At 29.0% G+C, this 26,318-nt stretch carries 27 protein-coding genes and 1 pseudogene; 24 read left to right on the top strand and 4 right to left on the bottom strand.

Translation table 11 applies throughout. From position 1 onward, the window contains the following. Nucleotides 1-39 precede the first annotated feature (39 nt). Nucleotides 40-1,110 carry a flavodoxin-dependent (E)-4-hydroxy-3-methylbut-2-enyl-diphosphate synthase gene (ispG, locus tag CMOL_RS02190; protein ID WP_200282239.1) on the top strand — a complete coding sequence of 357 codons (1,071 nt, stop codon included), beginning with the start codon at nt 40-42 and terminating at the stop codon, nt 1,108-1,110. 29 nt (nt 1,111-1,139) lie between these two features. On the opposite strand, the gene flgH is transcribed toward ispG, so the two are convergent. After that, on the bottom strand, nt 1,140-1,838 hold the full coding sequence (flgH, locus tag CMOL_RS02195; protein WP_239820541.1) for a flagellar basal body L-ring protein FlgH: 699 nt from the start codon (nt 1,836-1,838) through the stop codon (nt 1,140-1,142). A gap of 108 nt (nt 1,839-1,946) precedes the next feature. Here flgH and pta point away from each other — a divergent pair, with 108 nt between their 5' ends. Genes pta through CMOL_RS02210 form a run of 3 tightly spaced genes read left to right on the top strand, consistent with a single transcriptional unit; the run spans nt 1,947 to nt 5,172 of the window. Further along, a complete protein-coding gene (pta, locus tag CMOL_RS02200) occupies nt 1,947-3,449 on the top strand; it encodes a phosphate acetyltransferase (RefSeq protein WP_239820542.1) in 1,503 nt (500 codons plus the stop codon). A 20-nt stretch (nt 3,450-3,469) separates the two neighbouring features. Next, entirely contained in the window at nt 3,470-4,654 is a 1,185-nt protein-coding gene (locus tag CMOL_RS02205; protein ID WP_200282246.1) for an acetate kinase, read from the top strand. Nucleotides 4,655-4,680: 26 nt separating this feature from the next. Then, nucleotides 4,681-5,172, top strand: a complete 492-nt coding sequence (locus CMOL_RS02210; protein ID WP_239820543.1) for a hypothetical protein — start codon at nt 4,681-4,683, stop codon at nt 5,170-5,172. On the opposite strand, the gene CMOL_RS02215 is transcribed toward CMOL_RS02210, so the two are convergent. Together CMOL_RS02215 and rsmH are read right to left on the bottom strand one after the other, a co-directional pair. Next, nucleotides 5,160-6,035 (bottom strand): hypothetical protein, encoded by an 876-nt coding sequence (locus CMOL_RS02215; RefSeq protein WP_239820544.1) that lies wholly within the window; start codon nt 6,033-6,035, stop codon nt 5,160-5,162. The genes CMOL_RS02210 and CMOL_RS02215 overlap by 13 nt on opposite strands. Further along, on the bottom strand, nt 6,035-6,961 hold the full coding sequence (gene rsmH, locus CMOL_RS02220) for a 16S rRNA (cytosine(1402)-N(4))-methyltransferase RsmH (protein WP_239820545.1): 927 nt from the start codon (nt 6,959-6,961) through the stop codon (nt 6,035-6,037). Before rsmH ends, CMOL_RS02215 begins: the two co-directional genes overlap by 1 nt. 153 nt (nt 6,962-7,114) lie before the next feature. Between rsmH and CMOL_RS02225 the strand changes: the two genes are divergently transcribed. The 6 genes and pseudogenes from CMOL_RS02225 to CMOL_RS02250 all read left to right on the top strand — a co-directional run bounded on the left by CMOL_RS02225 (nt 7,115) and on the right by CMOL_RS02250 (nt 14,251). Further along, nucleotides 7,115-8,605, top strand: a complete 1,491-nt coding sequence (locus CMOL_RS02225; RefSeq protein ID WP_200282256.1) for a peptidylprolyl isomerase — start codon at nt 7,115-7,117, stop codon at nt 8,603-8,605. Continuing rightward, on the top strand, nt 8,602-9,990 hold the full coding sequence (gene ftsA, locus CMOL_RS02230; protein WP_200282257.1) for a cell division protein FtsA: 1,389 nt from the start codon (nt 8,602-8,604) through the stop codon (nt 9,988-9,990). Before CMOL_RS02225 ends, ftsA begins: the two co-directional genes overlap by 4 nt. A gap of 15 nt (nt 9,991-10,005) precedes the next feature. Further along, entirely contained in the window at nt 10,006-11,118 is a 1,113-nt protein-coding gene (gene ftsZ, locus CMOL_RS02235; RefSeq protein WP_239820546.1) for a cell division protein FtsZ, read from the top strand. Between the two features lie 130 nt (nt 11,119-11,248). Continuing rightward, nucleotides 11,249-12,061, top strand: a complete 813-nt coding sequence (locus CMOL_RS02240) for a flagellar hook-basal body protein (RefSeq protein WP_239820547.1) — start codon at nt 11,249-11,251, stop codon at nt 12,059-12,061. Between the two features lie 25 nt (nt 12,062-12,086). Then, entirely contained in the window at nt 12,087-12,878 is a 792-nt protein-coding gene (gene flgG, locus CMOL_RS02245; RefSeq protein ID WP_137624165.1) for a flagellar basal-body rod protein FlgG, read from the top strand. Nucleotides 12,879-13,006: 128 nt separating this feature from the next. Further along, nucleotides 13,007-14,251 (top strand): annotated as a pseudogene (locus CMOL_RS02250) (Cj0814 family flagellar-dependent secreted protein). 59 nt (nt 14,252-14,310) lie between these two features. On the opposite strand, the gene glnA reads toward CMOL_RS02250, so the two are convergent. Beyond that, on the bottom strand, nt 14,311-15,741 hold the full coding sequence (glnA, locus tag CMOL_RS02255) for a type I glutamate--ammonia ligase (protein WP_239820548.1): 1,431 nt from the start codon (nt 15,739-15,741) through the stop codon (nt 14,311-14,313). Nucleotides 15,742-15,954: 213 nt separating this feature from the next. Here glnA and CMOL_RS02260 point away from each other — a divergent pair, with 213 nt between their 5' ends. The 14 genes from CMOL_RS02260 (at nt 15,955) to trmD (ending at nt 26,315) form a co-directional block, all read left to right on the top strand. Continuing rightward, nucleotides 15,955-16,656, top strand: a complete 702-nt coding sequence (locus CMOL_RS02260) for a chemotaxis protein (protein ID WP_239820549.1) — start codon at nt 15,955-15,957, stop codon at nt 16,654-16,656. Beyond that, the gene (locus CMOL_RS02265; RefSeq protein WP_239820550.1) at nt 16,657-17,913 is read left to right on the top strand and encodes a peptidase U32 family protein; all 1,257 of its coding nucleotides are present in this window, start codon (nt 16,657-16,659) and stop codon (nt 17,911-17,913) included. Continuing rightward, complete coding sequence (gene purE / locus CMOL_RS02270; protein ID WP_239820551.1) at nt 17,910-18,404, top strand: 5-(carboxyamino)imidazole ribonucleotide mutase; 495 nt, start codon at nt 17,910-17,912, stop codon at nt 18,402-18,404. The genes CMOL_RS02265 and purE overlap by 4 nt, the downstream gene beginning before the upstream one ends. An 8-nt stretch (nt 18,405-18,412) precedes the next feature. After that, nucleotides 18,413-18,961 carry a DUF3972 domain-containing protein gene (locus tag CMOL_RS02275; RefSeq protein WP_239820552.1) on the top strand — a complete coding sequence of 183 codons (549 nt, stop codon included), beginning with the start codon at nt 18,413-18,415 and terminating at the stop codon, nt 18,959-18,961. Beyond that, nucleotides 18,958-19,821, top strand: coding sequence for a glycine--tRNA ligase subunit alpha (gene glyQ, locus CMOL_RS02280; RefSeq protein ID WP_200282270.1), 864 nt, complete (start codon nt 18,958-18,960; stop codon nt 19,819-19,821). The genes CMOL_RS02275 and glyQ overlap by 4 nt, the downstream gene beginning before the upstream one ends. Next, nucleotides 19,808-20,533 carry a Nif3-like dinuclear metal center hexameric protein gene (locus CMOL_RS02285; protein WP_239820553.1) on the top strand — a complete coding sequence of 242 codons (726 nt, stop codon included), beginning with the start codon at nt 19,808-19,810 and terminating at the stop codon, nt 20,531-20,533. The genes glyQ and CMOL_RS02285 overlap by 14 nt, the downstream gene beginning before the upstream one ends. Before the next feature lie 9 nt (nt 20,534-20,542). After that, nucleotides 20,543-21,259 (top strand): zinc ribbon domain-containing protein, encoded by a 717-nt coding sequence (locus CMOL_RS02290; protein WP_200282283.1) that lies wholly within the window; start codon nt 20,543-20,545, stop codon nt 21,257-21,259. After that, on the top strand, nt 21,256-22,413 hold the full coding sequence (gene waaA / locus CMOL_RS02295; RefSeq protein ID WP_239820554.1) for a lipid IV(A) 3-deoxy-D-manno-octulosonic acid transferase: 1,158 nt from the start codon (nt 21,256-21,258) through the stop codon (nt 22,411-22,413). The genes CMOL_RS02290 and waaA overlap by 4 nt, the downstream gene beginning before the upstream one ends. Beyond that, nucleotides 22,394-23,146 (top strand): RluA family pseudouridine synthase, encoded by a 753-nt coding sequence (locus CMOL_RS02300; RefSeq protein ID WP_239820555.1) that lies wholly within the window; start codon nt 22,394-22,396, stop codon nt 23,144-23,146. The genes waaA and CMOL_RS02300 overlap by 20 nt, the downstream gene beginning before the upstream one ends. A gap of 59 nt (nt 23,147-23,205) precedes the next feature. After that, the gene (gene ffh / locus CMOL_RS02305; RefSeq protein ID WP_200282292.1) at nt 23,206-24,543 is read left to right on the top strand and encodes a signal recognition particle protein; all 1,338 of its coding nucleotides are present in this window, start codon (nt 23,206-23,208) and stop codon (nt 24,541-24,543) included. A gap of 63 nt (nt 24,544-24,606) precedes the next feature. Continuing rightward, complete coding sequence (gene rpsP, locus CMOL_RS02310) at nt 24,607-24,834, top strand: 30S ribosomal protein S16 (protein WP_239820556.1); 228 nt, start codon at nt 24,607-24,609, stop codon at nt 24,832-24,834. Nucleotides 24,835-24,836: 2 nt separating this feature from the next. Further along, nucleotides 24,837-25,079, top strand: coding sequence for a KH domain-containing protein (locus CMOL_RS02315; protein ID WP_200282298.1), 243 nt, complete (start codon nt 24,837-24,839; stop codon nt 25,077-25,079). Continuing rightward, nucleotides 25,072-25,611, top strand: coding sequence for a ribosome maturation factor RimM (rimM, locus tag CMOL_RS02320; RefSeq protein ID WP_239820557.1), 540 nt, complete (start codon nt 25,072-25,074; stop codon nt 25,609-25,611). Before CMOL_RS02315 ends, rimM begins: the two co-directional genes overlap by 8 nt. Next, the gene (gene trmD, locus CMOL_RS02325; RefSeq protein WP_200282304.1) at nt 25,608-26,315 is read left to right on the top strand and encodes a tRNA (guanosine(37)-N1)-methyltransferase TrmD; all 708 of its coding nucleotides are present in this window, start codon (nt 25,608-25,610) and stop codon (nt 26,313-26,315) included. The genes rimM and trmD overlap by 4 nt, the downstream gene beginning before the upstream one ends. The last annotated feature ends 3 nt before the right edge of the window (nt 26,316-26,318 follow it).

Genomic DNA, 26,318 nt, shown 5'->3' on the forward strand with positions numbered 1-26,318 from the left:
AAGTTAAAATTTTAAAAATAATATTAAAAAAGAGTTTTTATGGTAAAAAGAGTTGAAACAAAACAGATTAAAGTTGGAGATGTGTTAATAGGAGGTAATGCGCCTATTTCCGTTCAATCAATGTTATTTACAAAAACTAGAGATATAGAGGGTTGTTTAGAACAACTTAATCGTCTTTATTTTGCTGGAGCTAATATAGTGCGTTTAGCTTGTTTAGATATGGCAGATGCAAGAGCTTTAAAGGAAATTAAAACAAAGAGTCCGTTGCCTTTAATAGTTGATATTCATTTTAATCATAATTTAGCTGTATATTGTGCTGAATTTATTGATGGTGTGAGAATCAATCCTGGAAATATTGGTTCTAAGGAAAACATTAAAGAAGTAGTAAAAGCGTGTAAAGAACGCGATATCCCTATACGTATAGGGATAAATCATGGTTCTATAGAAAAACAATTTAGTGATAAATTTGGATATGGTATAGATGCTATGTTAGAGAGTGCTTTGTATAATATCAAACTTTTAGAGGATTTAGATTTTACAGATATTAAAATTTCGATGAAAACTTCGGATGCTCAAAAAACAATAGAAGCTTATGAAAGATTACGTCCACTTTGTAATTATCCGTTTCATTTAGGTGTTACAGAGGCTGGAACTAAATTTCATAGCACAATAAAAAGTTCTATAGCTTTAGGAAATTTACTTCTTAAAGGTATAGGTGATACAATGCGTGTATCAATAACAGGAGAACTTGAAGAAGAAATTCGTGTCGCAAAAGCAATTTTGCAAGATAGCGGAGTGCAAAAAAACGGAGTTAATATCATTTCATGTCCAACTTGCGGAAGAATACAAAGTGATTTACTTAGTGCAATTAAAATAGTTGAAGAAAAAACTAAACATATTAAAGAACCGATTAACATTAGCGTTATGGGTTGCGTTGTTAATGCTTTAGGTGAAGCTAAGGGGGCTGATGTTGCCATAGCTTTTGGAAAAAATCAAGGTCTTGTTATAAGACACGGTGAAGTTGTAGCTAAACTTAAAGAAAAAGATTTGGTTGATAGATTTTTATTAGAAGTTGAAGATGAGGTAAAAAGTAGAACAGTAAAAGACTAATAAAAGCAAGGTAAAAAACCTTACTTTTATTAAAATGGCCAAATAGCTTCTATTACTTTGCTTCCCCAAGGTTTTCTAGTGCTTCTATCAACTTCGCCTTCAGTTTTATAAAGAATTTTTGCATCTGCGATATATTTACTATCTATGGTATTATCTTGTCCAATATCATAAGGACGAATTACTCCGCTTAATTGTATAATTTGTTTTTCTCCATTAATTAAAAGTTCTCTTGAGCCTTCAATAAAATAATTACCATTGGATAAAATTTTAATTACTCGAGTTGAAATTGTTGTATTAAAACTTTCATTGCGACTTTGAGAGCCTGAACCTTGATAGTTATTTGTACTATTAGTCTGAAAACCTATATTAGAATATGCATTAACTTTATTGATTGCATTTTTTAAAATTCCAGAACCACCTGTTAAAGTTCCTCCGCCTAAATTTGAAGTATTGGTTCTGCTTGTAGCTTTATTAGCCTGAGTGCTTTGAGTAGTGCTTTCTTGAATAACTACTGTAACCAAATCATTAACATTCATTGCTTTTTTATCTGAAAATAAAGGATTATCTCCCTTTCCAAAAAGCGATCCTGGTGCTGTTTCAATATTATTACTTTGTTTAGGGGCAAGCTCCTCTACATAAGCAGGTGGTTTCATAGAAATTTGTGGATCTACTGTAGCAGAACAACCAAAAAATACAAATGGTAGAGTATAAAATAAAACTTTTTTCATTAAAATCGTCCTTTAAATTATGAATTTTTATTTTTTTTTGTTAAAATAATATTTATAAATATACAAAAGCAAAGAGTGTTCCACTTTTTTAAAATAAAAGGAGAAGTAATGGAGAATCTTTATTTAATAAGATCTAAGAGTGATGATCAAAATATTATAGTCGGTTTAAAATTGCTAGAATATTATAGTAAAAATTATAAAAATATAGCAATTTATTGCCCAATAGCTTCCAAGCATGATATTTCTATTTTTCAAGAGTGGCTTAATCAATTTAGCATCAATCAAAATATAGAAAATACCTATAGTTTTATTGATAAAGATGCTATGGAAGAATTTGATAAAGACTCTAATATTTTTTTTAATACTATTTTAAAAACTTATGAAGAGTTAAAAGAAAAATATGAATTTGTTTTAACAATTGGTTTTTCTCAATTTGGTATATTAGATACCTTTGGACTTAATGTTAAGATCGCCAAAAATCTTAATACTCCAATTGTTGCTGATGTTTGTAGTGAATATATGGCAATGACTCAAAAACATCTTGATAAACTTTTAAATGGTAAAAATTACGTTTTAATTGATGAAAATATTGATTTTGAGAAAATCAGTCAATTAAAATCTTATGATTTTATGACTCCTTATCGTTTTAAATATGAAATGATTAAAAAAGGTATTAAAAATAAAAAAACAGTTGTTTTACCAGAAGGCAATGATGAGAGAATTTTAAAAGCTTGCGATATTTTATTAAAAACTGAAGTTGTTGATCTTATTATTTTAGGAGATGAAAAAGAAATCAAGCAGAATGCAGAAAAACTAATGCTTAATATCCATTCTGCAAAAATGATGAATCCTAGCACTTCTGATTTATGTGAAGAATTTGCTTCAATGCTTTATGAAGCAAGAAAATCTAAGGGAATGACTCTTGATCAAGCTAAGGAATTAGTAAAAGATAAGACTTATTTTGGAACTTTACTTGTGCATAGTGGAAAAGCTGATGCTATGGTAAGCGGCGCTTCTACAACCACAGCTGAGACAATTCGTCCTGCGCTTCAGTTGATTAAAACTCAAGAAGGAGTGAGTTCTGTTTCAGGATTATTTTTTATGGGTTTAGAAGATAAAATGTTAGCTTTTGCAGATTGTGCTGTCAATCCTAATCCAACAGCTGAACAATTAGCCTCTAGTGCTTATGTTAGTGCTATGACCGCAAAATCTTTTGGACTAGATCCTAAAGTTGCTTTACTTTCTTATTCTAGTGGAAATAGTGGAAAAGGTGAAAGTGTAGATCTTGTAAAAGAAGCTCTTAAGATAGCTAAGGAAAAATATCCAGAATTAAATATAGATGGCCCTATGCAATTTGACTGCGCTTATGATCCTAAGACTGCAGCTTCAAAAATGCCAGAATCTAAAATAGCAGGACAGATCAATGTTTATGTATTCCCAGATCTTGATGCTGCAAATATAGGCTATAAAGCTGTGCAAAGAACAGCTAATGCTTTGGCAATTGGTCCTATTTTACAAGGTCTTAAAAAACCAGTCAATGATTTAAGTCGTGGGTGTTTGGTTGATGATATTGTAGATACTGTAATTTTAAGTGCTGTACAAGCGCAATAATTTTTAATAAAGGATGTAAAATGAAAGTTTTAGTTTTAAATTCAGGTTCATCATCTATAAAATTTAAATTTTTTGATGATAAAATAGTTAAGGCAAGTGGTTTAATTGAAAAAATAGGTGAGGAAACTTCTAAAGTTGTTTTAAAAAATACTTTAAGTGATGAAAAATTTGAAAGAGATATTGCCATAAAAGATCATGAACATGGCTTGCAAGTTTTAAATGAACTTTTTAAGGAATCAGGAATTTTAGAAGATCTAAAAGTTCTTGATGGTTGTGGTCATCGTATTGTCCATGGAGGGAAAACTTTAACAAAACATTGTTTAATAGATGATCATGTACTTAATGAAATTGACAGAGTAAGTGTTTTTGCCCCTTTGCATAATCCAGCTCATTTAGCAGGTATAAAAACAATGATTAAAGCTGCTCCAAATGTACCAAATGTTGCAGTTTTTGATACAGCTTTTCATCAAACAATGCCTGATTATGCTTATATGTATGCTTTGCCTTATGAATTTTATGATAAAGATGGTATAAGAAGATATGGCTTCCATGGAACTTCTCATGCTTATGTAAGTTCAAAAGCTGCTAATTTATTAGGTAAAAAGAGTGTAAATGTGATTTCAGCTCATCTCGGGAATGGAGCAAGTGTCTGTGCTGTAGAAAATGGAAAAAGCGTAGATACTTCTATGGGATTTACTCCTCTTGAGGGTCTAGTTATGGGAACTCGTTGTGGCGATATGGATCCTGCAATTATACCTTTTATTAGTAAAGCAAGAGGCTTAAATATAGAAGAGATTGATAATTTGATGAATAAAAAAAGCGGCGTATATGGCATTTGTGGTTACAATGATTTTAGAGATATTGAATCACGAGTTGAAAAAGGAGAAGATAAAGCACGTTTAGCTTTTGATATGTTTTGCTATCGTTTAGTAAAATATATAGGAGCTTATCTTGCTGTATTACCAGGAACTGATGGTATTATTTTCACAGGAGGCATAGGTGAAAATTCTTCTTTGGTAAGACAAAAAGTTTGTGAAAAATTATCTCATCTTGGTATTGATCTTGATTTGAATTTAAATAATCAAAGAATGTCCACTGAAAGAATAATAAGCACCACAGATTCTAAAATAAAAGTTTGTATTATTCCTACAGATGAAGAATTTGAAATTGCAAGAGTTACAGAAGAGCTTGTAAATAAAGGCTAAAAGCTTTTATTTACATATTTTAAAGCATGAAAAAATTTAAAGATTTTAGTCTTAATTTTCTTTTTAAAATATCAGATCAACCAGTTATTTTACGTGATTTACTTGAAGCTAACGCTTTGTTTAATGATGGAATGCTTGTTGATCCTTCTAAACTTAATTTTAATTTCAAAATTTTAAATTCTTATTTATATTTTAGTATTCTTTGTGTGCTTGTTTTATTACCTTTATTACTTATTACACATTATTTTTTTATGCGTCTTGACTTCCATATAAGTATAATTAGTGCAGTTGTTGTAACATCTTGTGTTTTTATAAGTTATGATATTTTTAAAATTTATACTAGAAAAATTATTTCAAGACAATTGATTAAAAAAGCTTGGGGTTTACATTTTCCTTATTTTTCATATGAAAAATACTCTTTGGTAGCAAGTAAACTTTACAAAGAAGCTTTAAAAGATGATATTTTAAAGAAGAATTTAGAAAAATATGTGTTAGAAAAAATTATTCAATCAAGATAATCAAGAATTTGATTTTGAAAACGCATATTTTCTAATCTTCTTTTTAGATCTTTATTTTCCTCATTAAGAACACTTTCTTCTGTTTTTAAAGTTGCAATTTCTCGACTTAAATAATAAATTTGATTTCTTATATAAATTTGTGGAATAAAAAGTAATAAAGCAAAACTTACAAGTAAAATAGCAAAAAGCAAGTGATTGAAATTTAAATTTCTATCTTCCTTGGTTGCATCTGTGAAACCTTCTAAAAGAGTATTTTTAGCTTGTTCGGTATCTTCTTCATTGGAATTTTTTTTCAACGGTATATCGGTTATATTGTTGGTATGTATTTTTTTTTGTAAATTTTCTAAACTTTGCTTAATATCAGTTTGTGGAATTTTTGAATTTTTTTTATCTAATTTATAGTTATTTTCTTTTTTTAGTAATTGAGATTCTTTATTGTTTTTTTTATTTAAATTTTTAGTTTCTATTTTATTTTCTTGTATCTTTTTGGGCTCAATTTCTTTTTCTGTTTTTTTTAGAGAAAATAATTTTTTCTTATTTTTTTTTGTGTGTGAATTTTTATTTTTTTCTTTTATTTTAGAAAAAATTTTTTTAGCCAAGGATTGCTTTTCTTCTAATTTTACATTAATTAAATCTTCTTTAAGATATATATTTGATTTTTTAGAATTTTTTATTTCATATTCATCTGGATCAAATAAATTACGAGGTTGTTTATTTAATCGTCTTTTAAAAATATCATTACTGGAAATAATTTCATTTTTAAGTTCATCGTCTAAAGGCTTTCCTTGATTCATAGCGCGTGAAAAATTTAGCATTTTTTGACGTATATTTTGTTTTTCTTTTAAAAAATCATCTTCTAACATTATTTTTCCATATTTTTAAAATGAAATAAACGCATTTTTGCGCAACTAGATCTTGAATTTTGCATTATTTCTGTTTCACTTGCAATGATAACTTTTTTATTTAAAATTTTTCCTAAAGAATGATTATTTCCGCATTCGCAACGTAAAACTTTTTCATCGCAAATGCAATTTTTAGACCATTTTTTAAAATAATTTTTCACTATTCTATCTTCTAAAGAATGAAAACAAATTATAGCTAAAATACAATCTTTTAACTTTATTTTTTCTAATTTTTCCAAAAAAATTTTTAAAACCTCAAGTTCTTGGTTGACTTCAATTCTAATAGCTTGAAAAACTAAAGTTGCTTTGGAAACTTTTCTATGATGTTGTTTGGTTGAGCCTATAATTTTTTGTAATTCTTTGGCACTTTTTATAGGTGTTTTAATCCTTGATTGACAAATTTTTTTAGCAATAAAATAAGCATCATCTAATTCACCATATTCTTTAAAAATATAAGTGAGTTGTTCACAAGTATAAGAATTAACAACATTAAAAGCTGAATTTTTAATATTTTGATTCATTCTCATATCTAAAAAATCAGAATCAAGACTAAATCCTCGTTTATTATTATCTAATTGATAAGAAGAAATTCCAATATCTGCTAAAATTCCTCTTAAAGAATTTGTAGGAATTTGATCAAGAATTTGGCTAAAATTTGTTAAGAAAAATTGCGTTCTGTTTTTAAATTGTTCAAGGCGCTGTTTTGAAAATTCAAGTGCTTCTTCATCTTGATCGCAAGCAATTAGTTTTATATTAGGATGATTTTTAAGCAAAGATTCACTATGGCCACCAAAGCCTACAGTGCAGTCTAAAAAATATCCATGGTTTAAATTTTCAAAGGCCTTATTGACTTCATTAAGTAATACTGGAATATGTGGAATTTCCAAGCTAAATCCTACAAAATTTTTATTAATCGGGTTTGATATTATAGCTTATTTTAGCATCAAAATCAAAAAAACAACATACTTTGGTTTAAATTAAACTCCACTTAAAAACTTATGTGCTAAAATATTAAACTTATTTTTTTATCAAGGAATAGTATGCTTACTTGGATGCAGCATCATAGAAAATATCTTATTATTACTATATGGATTAGTACTATTGCTTTAGTTGGAGCTGTTTTTGTTAATTGGGGTGCTTATGATTTTAATCTTGATCGTGCTTCAAATGCAGCTATTGTTGGAAATGAGAAGATAAGTTACAATGAATTTAATACACGATATAATCAGATTTTTAATTATTATAATCAGATTAGCAATGGCAGTTTGGATGAAAATAATGCTGAAAAGATAGGTTTAAAAGAATTAGCTTTAAATTCTCTTATAGAAGATAAACTTTTATTAAATTTTGCTAAAGACTTAGGTTTAAATTCTAACGATAATGAAATTATAGAAAAGCTTACGCAAACAAGAGCTTTTCAAAACCCAATAGGTGAATTTAATAAAACAATTTATTATGAAATTTTACATGCTAATGGTTTTATGCCTAAAGATTATGAAAAAATTCTTTCTGATGAAGTTATCATTGATAAATTAAATAAAATTTTTAACTTGCCTTCTAGTGAAAGTGAAATCAAAATGTTGGCAATTGCTTATTTTATGAAAGATTCTTTAAGTATTGCAGAACTTAATTATGATAAAAAGAATATAAAGATCAACGAGGAGGAGTTAAAAAAATTTTGGGAACAACAAAAAGAAGATTATAAAACAAGTAAAACTTATGAAATTTCTACATATTTTTTACCATTAAATGATCAGAATTTTTCAGAAGAAGAATTGCAAAAATTTTACAATGATGCAAACAATCGACTAAATTATAAAGATCAAGATGGCAAGATTTTAGATTTTAAATTGGCAAAAAATAAAGTTGCAAAAGATTATGGTTTAATCAAGCTTAAAAATTTAGCCAATGCTAAATTTTTAGAATTAAAGAACAATAAAGAGAAATTTCAAAAAGATGAAAATATTTCGGATTTAAGTATCTATTATCCTTTGGATCTTTTATCTAAAATTAAAACCGGAGATCTTTTAAGACCGGTTAGATATAAAGATGGCTATATGATTATTAAGATCAATAAAATTAATCCTATAAGAATTAAAACTTTTGAAGAAGCTAGGAATGAAATTTTACCTTTATATTTGAGCGAAAAATCTAAAGAAAATTTAGAAAAAGAAGCTGAGGAGAGATTGAAAGATTTTAAAGGTGAAAATATAGGTTTTGTAACTAGAGATTCATTGCTTAGTGATATCAAAATGGATAAAAATATATTTAATAATGCTGAATTTAGTTATTTTTTAACTAATGTTTTTAATTCTGATCAAAATGCTTCTTATGTTCTTTTAGGTGATAATAAAGCAGTGCTTTATAAAATCAATAAGCAAAAAATTGATATTAGTGATGATAAATTAAATCAGCATTATGAAACATTAAAACAAAATTTGCAAATATTAAAATCTGATATGATAAAACAGGAATTAATTAATCAATTAAGAAAAGCATATCCAATAAAAATTTATTATAAAGGGAAGTGATTTTGAATATACTAGGAATTGATTTAGGTTCGACTCAAACTTGTGCTATTATTGCGCAAAAAGATGATGAAGGTTTAAAAATTATTGGTTTTTCAAAATCAAAAACCAATGGTGTGAAAAAAGGTGCTATTACAAATATTGAACTTGCTTCAAAATCTATTGAAGAAGCGGTAAGAAATGCCGAGATGATGAGCGGTGTACATTATGATAAAGTTGTTGTTTCTATTTCTGGAGCTTATACTAAGAGTGTAGATAGTATTGGAGTTGTAAATATTCCAAATCATGAAATTGGAATTAAAGAAATACATCGAGCGGTAAGCACTGCAAAACATACAGCTAATATACCAAGTGGATACGAAATTATTCATGTTTTACCTTATAATTTTAAAGTCAATGATTTAGAGCATGTAGATGATCCTTTAGGAATGAGCGGAAGTCGCTTGGAAGTTTCAACTCATATTGTTATTTCCCAAGAATCTCATATTAAAAATTTGAAAAAAGCCGTAGAATTAGCAGATTTAAGAGTTGATAATATAGTGCTTTCTGGTTATGCTTCATCAATAGCTTGTTTGGATGATAGTGAAAAAGAACTCGGGTCTGTCCTTATTGATATGGGTGGTGCAATTTGTGATATGGTGGTTCATACTGGAAATTCGATCCGTTATAATGATTGTTTGCAAATTGGTTCTATTAATATTACTCAAGATTTATCAATGGCTTTACATACTCCACTTAAAGAAGCTGAAAAAATTAAACTCAATTATGCGGCCTTATCACAGCAACCTAATGCACTTATACAAATTCCAACAATGGGTGATGAAAAAAGAGTAAATGAGGTTTCTTTGGATATTATTTCAGAGGTTATTTATGCTAGAGCAGAAGAAACTTTAATGATTTTAGCAAAAATTTTAAGCGATAATCGTTATGCTAATAGCATAGGTGGTGGAGTTGTGCTTACTGGAGGAATGACTAAATTAGCAGGCATTGATGAGTTGGCACCTGCTACTTTTGATAATCGTTCTATTAGAATAGCAACTGCAAGAAGAGACTTAATAACAAGTTTTAATGAAATTTTTAATGATCCTGAAAATACTTGTGCCATAGGTCTTTGTCTTTATGGAGCAGGTTATTTTACTCCTTATGAGCTTGATTCTAATGAAAAATTAAGATATAAAGGTGAAATAGAAAATTATAATCGCCAAATCAGGCAAGAAATTATTCCTCAAAAAGAAGTAGAAACTGAAATAAAATCTGATTTTTTTGATGAAAATTTGCAAGAAAATGATACAATAGCAATTCAAGAACAATTAGATTTCAAAGAGACACGAGAAAAAAAATCTGGTCTTTTTTCAAGCGTCTGGCATAAAATAATAAATCAATTTTAACAAGGAGAGAATTTAATGAATGAATTTTTAGTAGAAGAGATGCAACATAACAAGGGTGCGAAAATTAAAGTTATAGGCTGCGGTGGTGGTGGCGGTAATATGATCAATCATATGGTTAAAATGGGGCTGAATGATCTTGATCTTATCGCTGCTAATACTGATGCACAAGCTATCTCTGCATCTTTGGCAAAAACTAAAATTCAACTTGGCGAAAAGAAAACAAAAGGGCTTGGAGCAGGTATGCTTCCTGAAGTTGGAGCAGAAAGTGCTAGAGAGAGTTTTGAGGAAATCAAAGCGAGTTTAAGTCAAAGTGATATAGTATTTATTGCGTCTGGTTTTGGTGGTGGAACCGGAACAGGTGCTACTCCTGTTATAGCACAAGCAGCTAAAGAAATTGGAGCTTTAACTGTTTCTGTGGTAACTATGCCTTTTAGCTTTGAAGGTAAACAAAGAAAAAAACTTGCAGAAAGCGGACTTCTTGAGTTAAAAAAAGAAAGCGATTCTATCCTTGTAATTCAAAATGAAAAACTTTTAAGTATTATTGATAAAAAAGCAAGCATGAAAGAGGCTTTTAAATTAGTTGATGATATCTTGACTCGTGCAGTAAAAGGTATGGTTTCTATACTTTTAGATAATGGTGATATTAACGTTGATTTTGCTGATGTTAGAACTATCATGAGTCATAGAGGACTTGCACTTATGGGTGTTGGAAGTGCTGAAGGTGAAAATGCTGTTGAAATAGCATTAAAAAATGCTATAGAGTCTCCTTTATTAGATGGAATGGATATTAAAGGGGCTAAAGGTGTGATTTTGCATTTTAAAACAAGCTCTAATTGCTCTTTATTTGAAATTTCTGCAGCAGCTAATAGTATTGAAGAAAAAGTTGATGAAAATGCAAAAATTATTTTTGGATCAACCATGGATGACACTATGGAAGATAGAGTTGAAGTGACTATTATTGCTACAGGTTTTGAAGATAAAGATACTGTTGGAAAAAAATCTTCAGAGGAAACCGAAGTTGCTAAGAAAAATCCTTATTTAAATCTTAAAAAAGTAAGTGGTGGTTTTGATGAAGAGATTATGGCTCAAATAGAAACTCCTACATTTTTACGCCGCCAAATGGATTAATTTACAAGGCTTTAAAAGCCTTGTTTTCTTATAAATTCTTCTTTTATTCCTCGTTTTTTCTATATTTTTAAAAGTTGGAACACTCTTTGCTTTTGTTTTTTTGTAATAAAATAATTTTATAGGTGAAAATATGCAAAACGGATATTATCAAGCAGTGGGTGGAATGGTAACTCAGTTTAATAAACTTGATGTTATTACAAACAATCTTGCCAATATTAATACAAGTGGATATAAAAGAGATGATGTTGTAATTGCAGATTTTAAAAGGATTTTTAAAGAAACTCAGGATGTGTTGCCTATAGAAAATAATACAAGAGATGCGTCACGCTTTCTTAATACCACTATAGATGGCATACCGCAAGTTTCTCAAGAATATACAGATTTCAGTTTAGGTTCTTTAAAAGCAACTAACAATCCTTTAGATTTTGCAATAACAAGAGATGATGCTTTTTATCTAGTTCAAACAAAAAATGGAGAAATTAGATTAAGCAAAGATGGAAATTTTCAATTAAATGAAGAAGGGTACTTGGTAAACAAACAAGGATATAAGGTATTAAGTAGTGATTATTTTAATAATCCTGAAAATGCTGCTATTAAGATTCCAAATGGATCCTCTCAAATTAGTGTTGATAAAGATGGAAATATTGAAGTTGATGGTGCAAGAAATGCAAGATTATTTATTGCACAAGTAGATGATATGAGGGCTTTGCAAAAAGATGGAGATAATGTTTATAAAATCGATGATTTAACTCGTATTAGAGATTTGGATAATTCTAATGCGGTACGACAAGGGTTTTCTCAAGGTTCCAATGTCAATCCAGTTATTGAAATGGTGGGCTTGATTGAGACTAATAGAATGGTTGAAATGTATCAAAAAGTTATGACAGCTCATATGGATGATTTAAATCAAGAAGCAATTAATAAGCTTGCATCTGTTAAATAAGATTAAAAATTAAAAGGATAAAAAAATGATGAGATCACTTCATACTGCAGCTACAGGAATGGTAGCGCAGCAAACACAAATTGATGTTACTTCTAACAATATTGCTAATGTTAATACAGCTGGTTTTAAAAAGAGTCGTGCTGAATTTGCTGATTTAATGTATCAGGTTATGAAATATGCAGGAACTTCTACTTCAGCCACAACTCTTTCACCCTCAGGCATAGAAGTAGGGGTTGGTGTACGCCCTACTGCTGTAACAAAAGTTTTTACAGAGGGAAATTTGAAAGCAACGAGTACAGATAGTCTTGATATGGCTATTGCTGGGAATGGTTTTTTTCAAATTCAACTTCCTGATGGAACGATAGGATATACCAGAAATGGACAATTTACAAAAGATAATGAAGGTAATATTGTAAATTCAGATGGCTATAAACTACTTCCTGAAATGACTATACCAGAAGGTGCAACTGCTATTAATGTGGCAACTGATGGAACGGTATCTGTTATGCTTCCTGGAGAGCAACAAGAAACTCAAATTGGACAAGTGGAATTAGTGCAGTTTATTAATCCAGCGGGACTTCACTCTATGGGGGATAATTTATATCTTGAAACCGGTGCTAGCGGTGCTCCAGTTGCAGGAATTGCAGGGCAAGATGGGCTTGGTACAATCAGACATGGTTTTGTGGAGCTTAGCAATGTCCAACTTGTTGAAGAAATGACAGATCTGATTACGGGACAAAGGGCTTATGAGGCTGGATCAAAGGCCATAACTACAAGTGATGATATGCTTGGTATTGTAAATCAGTTAAAACGATAATTAATATATTAATTTTTGGTCTTATTTTAAATACTCTCGTTCCACTTATCCAAAGTGGAACACTTCTTGCTTATATTATTTTAAGATATTTAGATTGAAGGCAAAAAAATCTAAATTAAGGAATTAATATGAGTATCTTTAGTATCAATGATAACTCAAACTATAATTCTATACTTTCACAAGCAAAAGCTAATAAAGAAAGTAAAGAAAATTCTAAAATAAGTTTTGCTAATGCTTTTTAAAACAAAATGCTAGTAAGTTAAATGAAATTCAAAGTGCAAATTCACAAACTTTAATAAGAAGTGAAGTATTAAATTCTACTAATACAACAAATACTAGCAATAATACTAATTTTAGTATAAGTAGTAAGACAAGTTCTCCTAATTATAATATATCAAGTGAATTTAAAAACTCTATTTATACTCTAAAATATAAACAAGCAGATATAAGTAATAATACAGCCTATGGTTATAGTGTAGATAAAGATGGTTATATGGGAAGTGATTTTAACAAAGCTGCGGGACTTCCTGAAGATTTTAAGATACATAAATCTACTTTGGATGAGATAGAGAGATTTAATCAACATAATATGGCTGATGAAACTAGTGGAAACTATTATAATAGTTTTGATATGGCTTCTATTGTTAAGTCCTATTATAATAGCTTTAATCAAGTAATAAGAGCATTTCCAAATGATAAAACAAGTTTTAGCAAAGCGGATTTAGAACAATTGCCTAAAGGATTAAATTATGGTCGTAATGATAATCAAGAAAAAGTTGTAAAAAATATTCAATGCAGAACAATTTCACGAAGCACAAGCGATTAAATATTCTACTATGGGTTTGGATATGAACCTTATGAAACTTGACTTTTCTCCACAAAGTATGGAGCAAGGTCCTTCGCTAGAAGGTGGTTTCAATCCTGATATGTCAGTTTATCTAAAAAATGAAGATGGAAGTTATTCTAAAGAAGCTTTGTTTATGAGTTTTTTAAAGTCTTATCCGCCTATTCCATCTTCAAATCAAGTTGTTTTAAGTCCTGAAGCAAAAGTTTTGGAAGCACAACGTAAGCTAGAAATGAAAGCAAATCCTTCTTTTGATGTTTCACTAGATGACATTATGACAGGTAAGGTTGATTTTGCAAGTTTATTAAAAGGCTATGCGCAAGATGGCTGGCTTGATGCAGGTATATATGCAATGGATAAAGGGGTTAAATGGCAAAATACAAGCATAGGTTATGGTGGAGCTTGGTTTGATAATCAGTTTAATCAAGCAAAGGCTAATGGCTGAAAAGCAAGTAGCCAAAGTATAAATTCTTTTGTAAATAATATAATGGATAGATTAAATAATCTTATAGGACAAACTAGGGTTTAGGAAGTAAATAAAAAGAAATTAATATCGCTTAATTGCGATATTAAAAATCTAATTTTTAATCAGCAAGAATAGCAAGTTTTAAATTCATAAGCAGTAGGACGTGCTTCTACAGGCCATACTTGAGTTTCAAATTTTAAATGTTGATAATCATTGATAAAAAGATCACTCATGATAGGTTTTAGATAAGTATTGTTGCGAATAAGAGCTTCTAGACTTCCTCTTAAAGTGTGCGGTAGTTGTTCTATGCCTTTTTTTCGAATTTCATCTAGGGTTAAATCAAATAAATTTTCATCCATTGGGCCGACCGGAGTGATTTTATTTTCTATTCCATTAAGTCCTGCCATTAATAAACTTGCAAAAGCAAGATATGGATTTGCTGTATTGTCAGGAAAACGGATTTCAATGCGAGCTGAATTTTTGTCTATACCATAAGGTATGCGACAACTTGCACTCCTATTTTGACAAGAGTAAGTTAAAATACAAGGAGCTTCAAAACCTGGAACTATTCTTTTATAAGAATTTGAACTAGGATTTGTAAAGGCAGCAAGGCTTCTAGCATTTTTTAAAATTCCACCTATATAGTGTATGGCGGTTTGACTTAAATTTGCATATCCTTGTTTATCATAAAATAGATTGACTCCGTTTTTCCATAAACTCATATGTACATGCATACCACTTCCATTATCTCCATAGAGCGGTTTTGGCATAAATGTTGCTGTTTTTCCATTTAAATGTGCAACCATTTTAATAACATATTTATAAATTTGGACATTGTCTGCGGCTTCCACAAGTGTATCGTATTTTACTCCTATTTCTGCCTGAGCTTGTGCAACTTCATGATGATGCACAAAGGTTTTAAGTCCAACCTTCTCAAGAGTTTGTACCATTTCAGCCCTAATATCTACCAGCGAATCTATAGGTTGCACAGGGAAATATCCACCTTTTTTACGAGGTCTATGTCCTGTGTTATAGCTATCCATAAATTCTTTATCATCATTCCATTCTCCTTCTTCGGTATCAACTTCATATTTTGAACAATGTGCTGTATCTACTATTTTTACACTATCAAAGATAAAAAATTCGTTTTCTGCTCCAAAATATGCTATATCTGCAATACCACAATCTTTAAGATATTGCATTGTTTTTTTGGCAATACTTCTTGGACATTTTTCATACATTTGCCCTTTATAAATATCGTATACATCGCAAATAACAATAATAGTTGGATCTGCCGTAAAAGGATCTAGAAAAGCACTTTGTACATCGGGCTTTAAGATCATATCTGATTTTTCGATCGGTTGCCATCCTTTTAAAGAACTTCCATCAAATGGAATTCCAGTGTCAAAGGTTTGCTCATTAATTGAATGTATATTATAGGTAATATGATGCCAAGTTCCTATTAGATCAGTAAAACGAAAATCTACAAAAATTACTTCATTTTGTGTACAAAATTCAAAAAAATCATTGATATTATTAACAAATTTTCCCATTTATTCTCCCTAATAAATATTAATTTTTAAAATTGTATCATATTATTTTAATAAAAAATTTATTAATATCTTTAAAATGGATTGCAATTAAAAATTCAATAAAAAAGAATATTTAAAAAAATATGAGAATTTATATTTTTATTTCAGATTAAATAGAATATAATCTTAAAATATTTAAGAAATGTTTGAATATTTTAAAAATTAAGGAAAACAATGACTCAAGAAGAACTTGATGCTTTGATGAATAGTGATTTAGATTCTGATGATACCTTAGAGTCTGAAACCATGACTGAAGTAGAGACTCAAAGCGATGAAACTCAAGAAGAAAAAATAGAAGATGTAAAAGTGGCTGATTATAGACCAAATCCTAATTTAGCATGGCCACCACCGCCACCAAGCCAAGAACACAAAGTAGTACATCAGCTTGATGATGTGACTAAAGATAGTGAGCAAAAAGCCACAGAAATGATGGAAAAGCTTGAAAATATTAATAATTTTTTTGCAGATTCTGAAAGTTTAATAGCTGATATTAATAAAATTTTAGATAAAAATATCGAAATTTTTACAAAGTTAAACGAGAAATTTCCTAATGTTGAAAGTTTTTGTGAGGCTTTAGAAACTAATAAAAAAGCAAAAAAAACAAGTAGTGATATTGTTGATCATTTGCAAGGTGGCCAAGATGAAGTTATGATGGCTATGGATGCAATGCAATATCAAGATATCCATCGTCAAAAAATTGAACGTGTTATTAATGTTATGCGCGCCTTAAGTCGATACATGAGTTCTTTATTTGAAGGCAAAATCGATGATAGGAAACGTGTTGGTTCTGCGGTACATATAGAAGGAGATAGCACAGCAGAAGTTGTAAGTAATGATGATATAGAAGCCTTGATAGCAAGTTTGGGTCAAAAATAAATGATCATTCCCGAAATCGTAGCTCCAGCTGGAAATTTTACAAAGTTAAAGATTGCTTTAGCTTATGGGGCTGATGCGGTTTATGCTGGAGTAAATAACTTTTCTTTGCGTTCTAGGACAGCTAAAGAATTTACTTATGAAACCTTTGAAGAAGCTGTAAGATATACTCATAATAATGGTAAAAAAATTTATGTCACTTTAAATGGATTTCATTTAAGTGGACAAATAGAAGGTCTTAAGCGTCATATTTTAAAACTTCGCGAAATAAAACCCGACGCTTTTATCGTTGCATCTGTAGGTGCTATGAAGCTTACTCGAGAATTGGCTCCTGAAATTCCCTTGCATGTATCCACTCAGGCTAATGTTTTAAATTATCTTGATGCTGAAGTTTATAAAAGTATGGGCGCTAAACGTATTGTTATAGCTAGAGAATTAAGTCTAAAAGATTCTAAAATTTTAAAAGAAAACTGTGATATAGAGCTTGAAGCTTTTGTTCATGGGTCTATGTGTTTTGCTTATTCTGGTCGTTGCTTAATTAGTTCAGTTCAAAGTGGAAGAATGAGCAATAGAGGTTCTTGTGCTAATGATTGTAGATTTAGTTATGAACTTTATGCTAAAAATCCTGAAAATAATACACTTTTTAGACTTGAAGAAGATGAAAATGGTACGCATATTTTTAATTCAAAAGATTTAAATTTATGCTCTTATATAGAAAAAATTATGCAAGAAAATTGTATTAGTGCATTTAAGATAGAAGGAAGAACGAAAAGCGAATATTATGTCGCACTCACTACTAGAACTTACAAAATGGCTATAGAAGATACATTAAATCATAATTTTAATTCTGAAAAATATGAAAGAGAAATTTATACTCTTAAAAATCGAGGTTTTACAGATGGTTATTTGGTTTCTCGTCCTTTAGAAAAAACCGATACTCAAAATCATCATACGAGTATAGAAGAAGGAACTCATCAAGTTCATGCTATTGTTGAGGATGGAGAGTATTTTAAATGCAAAGGTAAAATAGTTTTAAATACAGCTTATGAAATTTTAATCCCTTTGGGAGATAAACTTAGAGAATGTGAAAATGAAATAGGTAAAATTTATAAAAAAAATGATAAATATTTTGTAGAATTTAAGAAGTTAATTGCAAAAAATAATAAAGAATTTACAGAAATCCATAGCGGAAATGAAAACGAAATTAAAATGCCAACAAAAATTAGTGCATTTAGTTTTCTAAGAAAGGAAATTTTATGAAATTTGTTTCTATTTTAATGGGAAGTAAAAGTGATTATGAAATTATGCAAGAGTGTGCTAATATTTTTAAGCAATTTAATATTAAATATGAACTTATTATTACTTCAGCCCATCGTAGTCCGCAGCGTACTAAAGAATATATAAAAAAAGCAGAAGAAAAAGGTGTTCAAGTTTTTATTGCAGCTGCAGGTATGGCGGCTCATTTGGCTGGAGCAGTTGCTGCTTATACAACTAAACCAGTTTTAGGGGTTCCTATGCCAGGAAATAATTTGGCGAGCATGGATTCTCTTTTCTCTACTGTGCAAATGCCAAGCGGAATTCCTGTTGGAACTTTAGCTATTGGAAAAGCAGGTGCTCAAAATGCTGCTTATTTAGCAATGCAAATTCTTGCTTTAAATGATGCTAAATTAGCACAAGCTTTAAAAGAAGATAGAGAGACTAAAGAAAATAAATTGGTTGCAGACTCAAAAAGTGTCGAGATTTTATTATAGGAAAAAAGATGCAGACTTATTTAGAGCTTGAGGAATTTTGCAAACTTGTACATTTAAATGAAGATGTTGTAAAGGGTATGATGGCTAAAGGTGCTTTAAATTTTAAAGAAGAAGAAGGTGTGATTTATATAGAAGCTAATCAAGGCACTTTTAGCGTTGTTCCTACTGCTAATTCACAATCTGCTATGGTCAATTCTATGACTTTAGCTGGAGAGAGTTTTGTAGAAAAAACTATAGGTACAATTTTAAATTTACATGAAAAAGTTTTAGACGCAAAAGATGAAACACTCGAAGCTTTAAAAAATGAAAATAAATTTTTAAAAGATGCACTTTATTCTATGCAAGAACTTTACGAAGAAGATAGAAAAACAATAGAAACTTTAAATAGTGAATTAAAACATGCAAGAGAAGAGATTGAGTTTTTAAAACGTAAATATAAGCTTATGTGGAATAAGACAACTGAAATTTTTGGAACAAAAACAGAGCCTGATTTAGAAATGAATAAAGAAAATAAAATTGATATGAATTTAGATAATAATCAAGAAGGTGAAAAATGAATTTTTCGCAAATGATATTAAAATTACAAGAATTTTGGCAACAACAAGGTTGTGCTATAATGCAATCTTATGATATGCCAGCTGGAGCAGGTACTTTCCATCCCGCTACTTTTTTAAGAAGTCTCGGAAAACAGCCTTGGGCTGTAGCTTATGTAGCACCTTCTCGTCGTCCAACAGATGGAAGATATGGTGAAAATCCTAATCGTCTGGGGGCTTATTATCAATTTCAAGTTTTAATAAAACCTAGTCCAGAAAATATACAAGAGCTTTATCTTAGAAGTTTAGAAAATTTAGGTTTTGATTTAAAAAATCATGATATACGTTTTGTTGAAGATAACTGGGAAAGTCCGAGTTTAGGAGCTTGGGGACTTGGATGGGAAGTTTGGCTTGATGGTATGGAAGTTACACAATTTACATATTTTCAGCAAGTTGGAGGTATAGCAGTAGATTTAGTTAGCGCTGAAATAACTTATGGGCTTGAAAGAATAGCTATGTATCTTCAAAATGTTGATAATGTTTATGATATTATTTGGAGTGAATTTCAAGGTAAAAAAATCACTTATGGTGATGTTCATAAACAAAGTGAATATGAATTTAGTAAATATAATTTTGAGGTAAGCAATGTTGAGTTCTTAAATCAGCAATTTGAGAATGCCTACAAGGAATGTAAAAGCATATTGGAGCAAGAATTGGCATTGCCGGCTTATGATTACTGTATGCTTGCGGCACATACTTTTAATCTTCTTGATGCAAGAGGAGCTATCTCGGTTACACAAAGGCAAGATTATATGCTAAAGATTAGAGAGCTTTCTAAAAATTGTGCTCAGATTTATAAAAAAACGTTAAATGAAACTGATTGATATTTATAATTTTTTAGATCAATTAAGCCCTTTTAATAATCAGCAAGATTGGGATAATAGTGGTATTTTACTTGGAAATAATCAAGATGAGATTAAAACTGTATATTTAAGCTTAGATATTGATGAAAATTTAATTAATCAAGCTGAAGATAATTCTTTGTTTATAACCCATCATCCACTTATTTTTAAAGGTTTAAAAAGTTTAGCAAATTTAGATTATCCTAAAGCTTTTATTAAGAAAATGATAAAAAAAAATATTTCATTAATATCTATACATACAAATTTTGATTTAAGCCATTTAAATAGTTATTTTGTTGAAGAGATTTTAGATTTTAAAATAGCTTTTAAGGATGAATTTTTAATCTATGTTGATCAAGAATTTGAATTTTTTAAATTGTGTGAATATTTAAAATTAAAATTGCAAATAGATATTTTAAAGATTAGTTATTGCGGAAAAGAAAAAATCAAACGCTTTGCTATTTGCACTGGAAGCGGAGGCGATCTTATATCTAAAGTGCAAGCAGATTGCTTTTTAAGCGGGGACTTTAAATATCATCAAGCCATGCAAGCCGTAAGCGATGGTTTAAATTTGATAGATATAGGACATTTTGAAAGTGAGCGGTATTTTTCACAATGTCTAGCAAAAGACTTGAAAAATTTGCCGCTAAAGGTTATAATATCAGTTTCAAAAAATCCATTTCAATATTTTTAAGGAATATATATGAATAAACATCTTGAACAATTAGTGCTTTTATCCAAAATAGATCAAGAAATCGATAGTTTTGAGCCAAAAATAGATAGCATAACTAAAAATTTAAAAGATGCTGAAAATAAGATTAATCAGATTAATATTCAAATTGGTAATTTAGAACTTGAGATTGAAGATGTAAAAAATCAAAAAATTCAAAATAATTTACATATTTCAGAATTTTCAGCTAAAATAAAAGAGCTTGGTAAAAAAAGCGCTTCTGTTAAAACGGAAAAAGAGGCTAATGCTTTAAAAATAGAAGAAGATATTGCCAAAGAACAACTTGATTCAGCTAATGATGAGATTATTCGTTTGGATAAAATTTTGGAAAATAAAGAGCTTTTTAAAAAAGAGCTTTTAGAAAAAAAAGCTAAAGAAGAGCAAGATATAGAAACGATAAGATCAAGTATTAAAACTCAAATGGAAGCTTTGGAAAAAGAAAGAATGGATGTTTATGCTAAAAAAACTAAACTTGTTGCAGATATTAACTTAAAAGTTTTAAGCTTTTATGAAAAAATTAGAAAATGGGCTAAAAATACAGCAGTTGTAGCTGTTAAAAAACAAGCATGTTATGGTTGTTTTATGAAAATTTATGATAAAACTTATTTATCTGTGATAAAAGGAGAAGAGATTATAACTTGTCCACATTGCGGTAGAATACTATACAAAGAACAAGAAGACAAGAGTTGATTTTTTGTTATTATATCTTGTCATGGATAGCTTTTATAATATCGGCTATCCCTGTTTTTATCCTTTCTCTATTAAAACAAAAATATAAATATAGCTTAAAATCTCGATTTTTTTTATTTAAGAATTTTAATCAGAAAAAATCTGATGTTCATTTTCATTCTTGCTCTTATGGCGAAACAAGAAGTATTAAAGAATTTGCTTTAAGATTTAATTCTAGAATTACTACTATAACAGAAACTGGTTTTAATTGTGCTAAAGAATTTTGCGATAAAGTGAATTATCTCCCTTTTGAAAATTGGATACCGTTATGGTTTAAACCTACAAGGGTTTTAGTCATTTTTGAGGCTGAATATTGGCTTATGTTGGTTTTTATGGCTAAATTTTATCAAGCAAAAATTATTTTGCTTAATGCACGTATTTCGGACAAATCTTATAAAAGTTATTTAAGATTTCGTTTTTTTTATAAAAAAATTTTTTACTACATTGATGAAATTTTTGCACAAAGTGATATAGATAAAATAAGACTTGAAAGTTTAGGAGCAAAAAATGTTAAAGTCTTGCATAACATTAAAGCAAATATTACAATTAAATTTAGTAAAAATTATTTTAAACCCAGGGAAAAATTAATTATTTTTGCAAGCACACATGCAGGCGAAGAAGAATTGCTACTTAACTCTATAAATTTGAGTAAAAAAGAAAAGCTTATTATTGCTCCTAGACATCCAGAACGTTTTTATGAGGTTGAAAATTTACTTAAAAATAAAGGTTTAGAATTTGAAAAATTTAGTCTTTTGGATACTCAAGATAAAAAATTCAATAAAAAAATTTTATTATTAGATGCTTTAGGTGAATTAATCAATTTTTATGCTATTTCAGATGTAGTTGTTCTTGGCGGATCTTTCTTTAAAAATATTGGTGGGCATAATCCAATAGAAGTAGCTTCTTTTCAAAATGTTTTAATAACTGGACCTTTTATAGATAATCAAAAAGTTTTATTTGATAAAGTTGAAAATGTTTATTACTGTAATGATTTAAAAGAATTGGATTATAAAATTCACCATTGTAGTTTAAAAGCAAAAATTAAAAAAAGTGATGATTTATCACAAATTTTTAAAGCGATACAGGAAGGAATTGATGCAGGAAAAAGCTTATAAAATTTTAGCCTTACAAGAAAATATTTCAAATCGCGAAGCCAAGGAGTTGATAGATAAAGGATGTGTTTTTACACATGGAAAGAAAGTGCTTATCGCAAGAGCTTTAATGAGTAATAAGACAAAATTTAATATTATAAAAATGTCAAATCCTAGTATTATTTTTGAAGATGATAAAATTATTGCTATAAATAAACCTTATTCTTATATAAGTGAGGATTTAGAAAAAAAATTTGGTGCAAAACTACTAAATCGTATTGATAAGCAAACAAGTGGAATAATTTTACTTTGCAAAGATGAAAATTTTAAAAAGCTTTGCATTGAAGAATTTAAACAGCAAAAAGTTTATAAAAGTTATATAGCAATTTTAGATGGAATTTTAGCAGAAGAAATAGAAGTTAATGAGCCAATTTTAACTATAAAAACAAAACGAGGAGCTTTGAGTAAAATTTCCAAAGAAGGTTTGAGTGCATCAAGTTTATTTATTCCTATCATGGTTCAAGCTAAAAAAACCTTGGCAAAAATTATTATTCATACTGGAAGAACTCATCAAATTAGAGTGCACGCTAATTTTATTAAGCATGGAATCATAGGAGATGAAAAATATGCAAGAATTATTAACAATAGGATGTATTTGCATAGTTATGAAATAAATTTATTTGATTATAAATTTAAGGCGGATTTAGATCACGGTTTTTTTAATTTAGGCTTTGAAATAAAAAATTTAGATTTTTAAAGCCATTTAAGAAAAAATTTTGTATAATTCTAGGCTTAAATTAAAAAGAAAGGTATAAAGTGTTTGAATTAATTGGCGAATCTTTTAAATCAGCGATTAATAAATTACGTTTTGTTGATGATGAAAAAGCGCTTAAGAATGCTTTAGAAACCTTAAAGAAATCCCTTTTAAAAGCTGATGTGCATCATAAAGTTGTCAAAGAATTATTAATACTTGTTGAAGATGATGTTAAAAAAAATGGGATAGGACAAAAACAATTTTTAGATGCTATAAAATTAAATTTAGAAAATATTTTAAATGTTGCTAACAAAAACCAAGGTTTTGTATTTTCTTCGAAACCTCCAACAGTTGTTCTTATGACAGGTTTACAAGGTGGAGGTAAAACTACTTCTACGGTTAAGCTTGCAAATTATTTAAAACTTCGCAATAAAAAGATTTTAATTGCTGCTTGTGATTTACAGCGTTTAGCAGCTGTTGAGCAACTTAAACAATTATGTAGTGCAAATGAACTTGATCTTTTTTATTTAGAAGATGAAAAAAATCCTATAGAAGTTGCAAAACAAGCTTTAGATAAAGCTAAAAATTCTATGGTTGATGTATTATTAGTTGATACTGCAGGGCGTTTAGCTATTGATGAAATTTTAATGGATGAATTAAAGAAAATTAAAGAAATTTTAAATCCTGATGAAATTTTTTATGTTGCAGATGCGATGAGTGGTCAAGACGGAGTTAAAACAGCAGCTAGTTTTAATCAAGCTTTGGGTATTAGTGGTGTTATTTTATCTAAATTTGATGCAGATACTAAAGGAGGTGTTGCCTTAGGAATAGCTAGGCAAATTGAAATTCCTTTAAGATTTATAGGAATTGGTGAGAAAATAGCAGATTTTGAAGTTTTTATACCTGATAGAATTGTTAGCAGAATTATGGGCGAAGGTGATTTAGCAACTTTAGCTGAAAAAACTGCAACTATAATCGACGAGAAAGAAGCGAAAAAGCTTAATCAAAAAATTAAAAAAGGCGAATTTAATTTTAATGATTTTTTAAATCAAATGGAGAGTATGAAAAAACTTGGAAGTATGAAATCTCTTATTGGTATGATTCCCGGACTTTCCAACGTGTCTTCAGCTATAAAAGATATTGATCTTGAAAATTCTAAAGAAATTTTACATATTAAAGCGATGATTTCCTCAATGACTCCTAAAGAAAGGGAAAATCCAGATTTACTTAATAATGCTAGAAAACGTCGCATAGCAGAAGGTGCTGGTTTATCTCAAATGGAAGTAAATCGATTTTTAAAACAATTTGCCAATGCAGCTAAGTTAGCTAAAAAATTTTCAGGAAAAAAAGGGATGGAAAATTTGATGCAAATGATGAATCAAGCTAGAAGACAATTTTAAAAATTTTATTTATGAGTATTTAGTTTATATTTATAAATAAAATTTTTATTTTAAGGAGTAATAATGACAGTAATTAGACTTACAAGAATGGGAAGAACAAAAAGACCTTTTTATCGTATCGTGGTAACAGATAGTAGAAAACGTCGTGATGGCGGTTGGATTGAAAGCATTGGTTATTATAATCCTATGGTTGAGCCTGAAGTTATTAAATTTGATGCAGAGCGTTTAGCTTATTGGAAAAGCGTAGGTGCTAAATTAAGTGATAAAGTTGCTTCAATTACTAACAAATAATTATGGTAGAGAAATTTTTAAAAGAATACACTAAGTTAATAGCAGATTATCCTAATAGGATTTTAACTGAAAAGGTAGAACTTGGTGAAAATTTTTTTGAAATTATACTTTATGTTGATAAGACAGATACGGGTAAGCTTATCGGTAAAAATGGTAAAATGATTAATGCAATTAAAACTGTTGTATCTGCTTTTAAAAGCAAAGATGCAACAAATTATCGTGTAACGGTAAAAGCTCTTGAGTGAAGAAGATTTTATTCAAGTTGCTAAACTCGGAAAAACTGTTGGTCTGAAAGGTTTTTTGAGACTTCATAATTTTAGTGATTTTTCAAAACAGTTTAAAAAAGATTCCTCCTTTTTTATTGATAGAGGTCATAAAAAATTAATTATAAAATCATACAATCATGCTAATTCTTCAATTTTATTTGAGGGATATGAAAGCATCGAACAAGCTCAAGAGCTTGTGAATGCTATTTTGTATCAAAGTATTGAAACAACTCGAAAAACCTGTAAATTAAATAAAGATGAATTCTTTTACTTTGATATTTTAGGATGTCAAATTTTATTTCAAGAACAAAATTTGGGCCAAGTAATTAATATATTAGAAGTTGGAAATTCGTTTTTATTTGAAGTAGAGACAAATAAAAAATTATTAGTCAAAAATTATCCTAAAATATTTTTTATACCTTATCTTGATAAATTTATTAGTAAAATTGATGTAGATAAAAAAAATATTTTTTGCACTCAAGATGCTTTTTTAATTTTAGAAAATTCATGAAATTTACTTTTGTATCTTTATTTCCCAATTTAATTGAATTTTATTTTCAAGATTCTATTTTAGCAAAAGCAAGAAAAAAAAATCTTTTTAAACTTTCATTTGTTAATCCTAGAGATTTTAGTGAAAATTCTTATCATAAGGTAGATGATTATAAAATTGGTGGAGGAGCTGGACTTTTAATGCAAGTTGATCCACTCTATAACGCTTTATATTTTATTAAAAATAATGAAGAATATGAACCTTATTTTATTTTTTTAACCCCAAGTGCAAAATTATTTAACCAAAAAGATGCAAAACGTTTAAGTAAAAAGAAAAATATTGTATTGGTTTGTGGAAGATATGAAGGTATAGATGAGAGAGTTATAGAAATATTTGCTAATGAGGTTTTTAGCATAGGAGACTTTATTTTAACTGGTGGAGAATTGCCAGCTTTGACTCTTTGCGATGCGATTTTAAGAAATGTAGAGGGAGTTTTGGGAAATACTTCCAGTCTTGAAGAAGAAAGTTTTGAAAATAATTTACTTGAAGCTCCTTCATTTTCAAAACCTTTTATTTTTGAAAGAAAAGGTCAAAGTTTTTATACCCCTTCAGAGTTTTTAAAGGGTAATCACGCTAAAATTGCAAGTTTAAAAACTACTTTAGCGTTTTGCAAAACTAAATTTTTTCGTCCAGATTTATTTTTGGAGCATAAACGCAAAAAATGAGGG

Source organism: Campylobacter sp. RM10537 (assembly GCF_022369435.1).
GTDB lineage: Bacteria > Campylobacterota > Campylobacteria > Campylobacterales > Campylobacteraceae > Campylobacter_D > Campylobacter_D molothri.